Here is a 6,399-nt window from a genome sequence, read left to right as displayed (position 1 = left end):
TCACCTCCCCATCTCCCCATCTCCCCATCTCCCCATCTCCACCTCCCCATCTCCCCATCTCCCCATCTCCCCATCTCCCCATCTCCCCACCTCCCCATCTCCCCATCTAATTACACCCATGCTACCGGATTTGATATTATTTGTAGCAAATATTTATCAAATTGGTATTATATTCGATTTAATAGAGTTGTTGGGAAATAAAAATTTAAAATGCTCAAAAGCTTACTGTATAAAGCTTTCAGGATTTTACATTTGAAAATAGCTATAAACTTTGACTGATAAGGGTTTTAGCCATTTTTTGTGCTTAATTCCCAACAACTCTAATACTTATAGCAGTTTGCTGTTTGATCAGGTACAAAATGCTGAAGTATTAGACAACACAAACAAAAGAATAGATTTTAATAGAAAACTGTACCTTACTATCTTGAAAAATGCGGTATAAAAAACTGGTATAGCAGTGGAAGGAAAGGTGAGGACATATCAAAAGCTTAAAACTCAGGCAACGCTAGATTTTTTCTTCTTTCCTAGATAACTAAACGCCTTCTTCCTTCTTCCTTCTGCTATAATAGAGAATAGATAGAGTAGTTTTTTGATAACTAATTAAGCAAACATTATAATGATAATTAAGGATGAATACTACCGTCAGGCATGATTGCACCTTTAAGGTCAGTATCTCGGAAATTTGCAGTGTCCAGTTTAGCACCGCGAAGGTTGACACCACGAAGATTCGCACCTCGTAAATAGGCTTTGCTGAGATTAGCATTCGTAAGATTCGCACCCCGTAAGTCCGCACCTTCGAGAGAAACTTCCCTAAGATTAGCATTCTTCAAGTAGGCACCCAGTAAATTAGCATTTTTGAGATTACTACCTTCGAGATTAGCACTTTCGAGATCGGCATTTTCTAAATTCACACTGCGATAACCATGACCTTTGTATCCTGCCAGCACAGCATCCTTAAGATTAGCGTGTTTTAACTTAGCACCTTTGAGATTAACACCATCTAATTTGGCATTCTTCAAATTCGCATTTTCGAGATCGGCATTCTCTAACTCAGCACTAAATAAATTTGCGTATCTGAGTTTAGCATTTTTCAGGTTAGCATTTTCTAGCTTGGCATAACCAAGGTTAGCTCCCCACAAATTAGTATCTCGAAGATTTGCTTGACTCAGGTTCACATTCCACAGATTAGCATACCCTAGATTAGCACTCCATAGGTTAGCAGACTGTAAATTTGCGTATCTGAGTTTAGCACCTCTCAAGTCAGCATTTGATAAATTAGCAGATGAAAGATTAATACCTCCCAAACTTGCTTTCCATAGATCGGCATCTTCGAGGTTAGCATTATTGAGATCGGCACCTTCTAGACTAGCATCTTTGAGGTTGACATTTTTCAAGTTTCCATAAGCTAAGTTAACATTATTCAACTCACACCGAGGACACTGACCTGTTTGCAATAAAACTTGCTGCAAATGCTGCTTTCTCGCATTAGAACGAGATATTTCTAGCTCTATCCGAGAATTTAACCATTTATTTTCACCCCAGGTTGTTAGTGCTGCCATGGTACTAGAAAATGCTATTAAACACAAACTAATTGTTGCTACTCCAGCAAATATTTTTGTAGTTTTTTTCCTGCCAAATTGCATTGTTTTAGTTCTCATATTTTCTCCATCATCAATAGATTTCAGTCTTTGGAGAGCAATCTCAGCATTGGGGAAGCGATGTTTTGAATTTGGTTCCAGCATTTTTTCTAGCCAATTAACAAATGCTGGTTCTAGTTTTGGCAGTAATTTCTTAAAATTAATTCGATAGCTATCATCAACTAATTTGCCGATTTCACTAGATTTTGTATTAGTTAATAAACAGATTAAAGTTACACCTAAACTGTACAAATCTGATGCTTTTGTGAGTTCCCTGTTGAACAATTGTTCTGGTGGCATAAATCCTAAAGTGCCTTTGACTGCACTACTAATTGCTACATTACCATACCCACTGCGGGCAAATCCAAAATCTACCAGGTAAACTTTTAGTTGAGTAACGTTGCGTTCAACTAAGATATTTTCTGGTTTAATATCCCGATGAATAATTGGTGGTACTTGTTGTTGTAGGTAAACTAAAACTTCTAATACTGATTGAGCAATTTGTTTAATTTCTGCTACTGTCCAATGCTGTGTTGGGTCAAGAGAGGGGGCATTTTTGTACTCTTGTACTAAGCAAAAGCCATTTTCTGTTTCAAATGAATCTAGATAACGTGGAATACTAGAATGATTGAGTTGTTGGAGTAGTTCAATTTCTCGATGATAACTATCATATTCTGCCCAATTGGCAAATTGATATTGTTTAGTTACAACAGGTGTTTTTGTCGTAGTATCAGTTGACAAATAAGTAATGCGACCTCCATTTGGATTACAACCTAGTTCTTGTTGAACTTGATAACGTTGGTTAAAAAACTCTGGCAGATTCGTCATAATTAGTAATTTTTTTAGACCTTTGATACATTGGACAAAAAATTGAACTTTAAATATTGTAGCTTTGAATTAGTAGTTATAGCAGAAGAAAGAAGAAAGAAGGCGTTTAGTTATCTAGGAGAGAAGGCGTTTAGTTATCTAGGAGAGAAGGAAAGAGAAGAAAGAAGGCGTTTAGTTATCTAGGAGAGAAGAAAAAATCTGGCGTTGTCTGAGTTTTAAGTTTTTGATCTGTCCTAACCTTTGCTTTGACTGCTATACACAAAATCTCCTGTTATTACTTTCAGCAGAGTGACAAATATGTGAAGTTCGCTAATCAATAGTTGAAAAAGGAAGAAGTAAGAAGGTACAAGTGGATGGGGATACTAAAAGAAGCTGCCACCCTCGATCGACCCCCAAACAATTTATAGACACCGCAAGTGATAGTTAAGTATTAAACTCATAAAAGAAAAGATAATATGTTCAATTTGTTCATATAATGGATAAGAGAATGAACGAAATTTGCCATTTCACTTGACAAGTTTAATCTTAGTTATCAGTATTCCCAATATCTTATTTTTGGCGTTGCTGAGTGGTAATGATTTTGAGATTAACTTTGGGCACAAAATATCAGTTTTTCAATTTTACCTTCAGCTAATAGACATCTCCAAGAATCAAAAATCAATATCTATATCCCAAAGAAATTATCAATTATTTACCCCTACAGCAAAGCTGCCTACAGCAAAGCTGCCTACTCCCTATGGGTGCAGTAGATATCTAATTATCATTACATTTAAGCAACGCCTTATTTTTAGCTATCATCTGCCATGAATTTAAGTTAAAAATTAAAAACATACTTTTCTCATAAAATCTCTACAATACAAGGGAGCTTTATATAATTTATAGAAATATTGGCGTTGCTGATTCTGGGTATGATTTGATAATTTTGTATTTGGGATTTTTTATTTTGGATGGTTTGAACTACTTGTTAATATTAACTTTTCCCTGTTCCCAGTTAAGTGTTAAGTGTTCCCTATAAACCTCTTTCATACCTTAATTCAGCAATGCCGAAATATTTATGATAGTGTTTATGTAAATTAAAAAAAGTCTACTCATGTCAAAAGTTAACTTAGTCATCTTTGATATGGCAGGTACTACTGTCAAAGACCAAAATGAAGTCCAAAATTGTTTTTTAGAAGCTGCTGCAACTACAGGACTTGATGCAAAAGCAGAACGGGTAAATTCAATGATGGGATGGTCGAAAAAATTAGTTTTTGAAACACTTTGGCAAGCACAAATAGGTCAAGAACATCCTGATTATCCTGCTCAAGTTGAAACTTCTTTTACTAAATTCAAAGAAATCCTGGAAAATCACTATAAAACTCAGTTTATCGAACCAACAAAGGGGTGCTTAGAAATTTTTACTTGGTTGCGATCGCAAAATATAAAAATCGCTTTAACAACTGGATTTTATCGAGAAGTAACTAACATTATCTTACACCGTTTAGAATGGGACAAAAAGTTAAATAGTGATTATATTGGAGACAAAAAATCAATTATTCAATCCTCTATTACTCCCACAGAAATTTATAATAATGAAGGTCGTCCGACACCTTACATGATTCAAAAAGCCATGTACAAACTAGGAATAAAAGACTCACAAACTGTGATAAAAATTGGGGATACTCCTTCTGACTTAGAAGCAGGAATTAATGCTAACTGTTTATATACTTTTGGTGTAACAAATGGTACTCACACAAAAGAACAATTAGCACAATACCGCAATGATGGATTACTCAACTCACTCTTAGAATTAAAAGACAAAATTAGACATCTCCTCCATGCATAGGGAGTAGACAGTAGGCAGTAGGTAGTAGGCAGCTTTGCTGTAGGCAGTAGGGAGAAATAATTGATATATCTAGTGTGAGAATTGATTTTATTTTTGATTTTTACCAGATGTCTATTGCACATTTATTAGAATAATATAAAATCCGGTTATACAGTTATCGCACTTTCTACTTCCATTCAATGCAGACATAAAATGCCAGAATATCCCCAGATAATTCCAACTTTCATCCTTTCTTCCTACTGACTCCTGACTCCTGACTCCTCTCATCATACAATAACTAATTATCCAGATACCATATAAGTGGAAAATAAAACATGACTCAAATTCATCAAGCAGATGTTATCGTTGTCGGTGCAGGTATCGTTGGTTTAGCTCACGCTTTAGCAGTTGCCAAACTTGGTCTCAAGGTAGTAGTCTTTGAAAGAAACCCTTATGCAGTGGGAGCATCTATTCGTAACTTTGGTATGATTTGGCCAATTGGACAGCCATATGGAGAATTACGCGATCGCGCTCTCAAATCAAGAGAAATTTGGTTAGAAGTCGGAGCAAAAGCAGGTTTTCATTTAGATCGATGTGGTTCCCTACATCTTGCCTACCGAGAAGATGAACTACAAGTAATCAAGGAATTCATAGAAACTACAACTCAACAAGAACAAGAGACATTAGCTTTGCTCACACCCGAGCAAGTAGCAGAAAAAACTCCTGCCGTAATTACTGACGGTTTATTAGGAGCATTGTGGAGCGCAACAGAAATAATAGTTGACCCCAGAGAAGCAATCAAAAAAATACCTGGTTTTTTATCAGCAGAATACAATGTTGAATTCAAATTCGGCACAGTCGTTACAGAAATTTCCCATCCTTATCTGATAGCGGGTGGAGAAAAATGGCAAGCAGACCGTATTTTTGTTTGTAGTGGGGTTGACTTTGAAACTTTATATCCTGATACTTTTGCCAACAGTGGCATGACGAAAGTAAAATTACAAATGATGCGAACAGTACCTCAACCTGAAAACTGGCGTGCTGGTGTAGCATTATGTGGCGGGTTAACCTTGACTCATTACACTTCCTTTGCCCACTGTCCGTCTTTAGCAGCACTCAAAACCAGAATTGAAACAGAAACTCCCCATTTTCCTGAGTGGGGAATTCATGTGATGATGTCACAAAATGCAGCAGGTGAATTAATTATTGGTGATTCCCATGAATATGGTTTGAACCCAGAACCTTTCGACCGAGTACAAATCAATCAATATATATTAGATTACTTGAAAAAATTTGCTCAGGTTCCTGAGTTAGAAATTACCGAAACTTGGCATGGAGTTTATGCCAAACTTCCAGGCAAAACTGAATTTATCACTCAACCAGAAACGGGAGTCACAATTATTAACGCCTTGAGTGGAGCAGGTATGACTTTATCCTTTGGTTTAGCAACAGAAGTAGTGGAAAAAATGCTGTAAAAGGAAGAAGTAAGAAGTAAGAAGGAAGAAGGAAGAAGGAAGAAGAAAAAATCTTACGTTGTCTGAGTTTTAATACCATTTCTAAATAGTAATGCTATGTTTGATTACCGAATAATTAGAGCTTGCTGATTAATCCTCAAAGTATTGAAAAATAAAGGTATTAGCCTTTTTAGGGTTCAAAAAAGTGCCAGCTTTTCGGTGCCTGTGAGCTGCAAAAAGCTAGTATTTTGGGCTGACTATGGTAGAAAAATCCCAAATTGACAATTCTTACTCCTACCTCCTCGCTCATTCCTCGTTTCTCCTGTCTCCTGTCTCCTGTATCCTGTCTCCTGTATCCTGTCTCCTGTCTCCTGTATCCTGTCTCCTGTCTCCTGTCTCCTGTATCCTGTCTCCTGTCTCCTGTATCCTGTCTCCTGTATCCTGTCTCCTGTCTCCTGTCTCCTGTCTCCTGTCTCCTGTATCCTGTCTCCTGTCTCCTGTCTCCTGTCTCCTGTCTCCTGTATCCTGTCTCCTGTATCCTGTCTCCTGTCTCCTGTATCCTGTATCCTGTCTCCTGTCTCCTGTCTCCTGTCTCCTGTATCCTGTATCCTGTCTCCTGTCTCCTGTCTCCTGTCTCCTGTATCCTGTCTCCTGTCTCCTGTCTCCTGTCTCCTGT

Annotated in this window: 5 protein-coding genes; 3 read left to right on the top strand and 2 right to left on the bottom strand. The window is 37.1% G+C overall.

Going from position 1 to position 6,399, the window contains the following annotated elements; all coding sequences use genetic code 11:
* Positions 1–623 precede the first annotated feature (623 nt).
* Positions 624–2,465 carry a serine/threonine-protein kinase gene (locus F6K18_RS35645; RefSeq protein ID WP_287528053.1) on the bottom strand — a complete coding sequence of 614 codons (1,842 nt, stop codon included), beginning with the start codon at positions 2,463–2,465 and terminating at the stop codon, positions 624–626.
* A gap of 42 nt (positions 2,466–2,507) precedes the next feature.
* On the opposite strand from F6K18_RS35645, the gene F6K18_RS35640 reads away from it, so the two are divergent.
* The 3 genes from F6K18_RS35640 (at position 2,508) to F6K18_RS35630 (ending at position 5,744) form a co-directional block, all read left to right on the top strand.
* A complete protein-coding gene (locus F6K18_RS35640; RefSeq protein WP_287528052.1) occupies positions 2,508–2,648 on the top strand; it encodes a hypothetical protein in 141 nt (46 codons plus the stop codon).
* Between the two features lie 907 nt (positions 2,649–3,555).
* Entirely contained in the window at positions 3,556–4,290 is a 735-nt protein-coding gene (locus tag F6K18_RS35635) for an HAD hydrolase-like protein (RefSeq protein ID WP_287528049.1), read from the top strand.
* Positions 4,291–4,604: 314 nt separating this feature from the next.
* On the top strand, positions 4,605–5,744 hold the full coding sequence (locus F6K18_RS35630; RefSeq protein ID WP_287528047.1) for a TIGR03364 family FAD-dependent oxidoreductase: 1,140 nt from the start codon (positions 4,605–4,607) through the stop codon (positions 5,742–5,744).
* 285 nt (positions 5,745–6,029) lie between these two features.
* Here the strand turns inward: F6K18_RS35630 and F6K18_RS35625 are convergent.
* The coding region (locus F6K18_RS35625) for a hypothetical protein (protein WP_353735275.1) at positions 6,030–6,399 on the bottom strand (370 nt) is incomplete at its 5' end.

Origin of the sequence: Okeania sp. SIO2C2 (assembly GCF_010692625.1) — a bacterium.
Classification (GTDB): Bacteria; Cyanobacteriota; Cyanobacteriia; order Cyanobacteriales; family Microcoleaceae; genus Okeania; species Okeania hirsuta.
The sequence above is the reverse complement of the archived record's forward strand: the minus strand, read 5'-3'. Positions and strand labels throughout refer to the sequence as shown.

What these genes read in the sequence shown, in the direction of transcription:
- F6K18_RS35645 (WP_287528053.1), bottom strand. Translation starts at nt 2,465, where the DNA reads ATGACGAATCTGCCAGAGTTTTTTAACCAACGTTATCAAGTTCAACAA.
- F6K18_RS35635 (WP_287528049.1), top strand. Translation starts at nt 3,556, where the DNA reads ATGTCAAAAGTTAACTTAGTCATCTTTGATATGGCAGGTACTACTGTC.
- F6K18_RS35630 (WP_287528047.1), top strand. Translation starts at nt 4,605, where the DNA reads ATGACTCAAATTCATCAAGCAGATGTTATCGTTGTCGGTGCAGGTATC.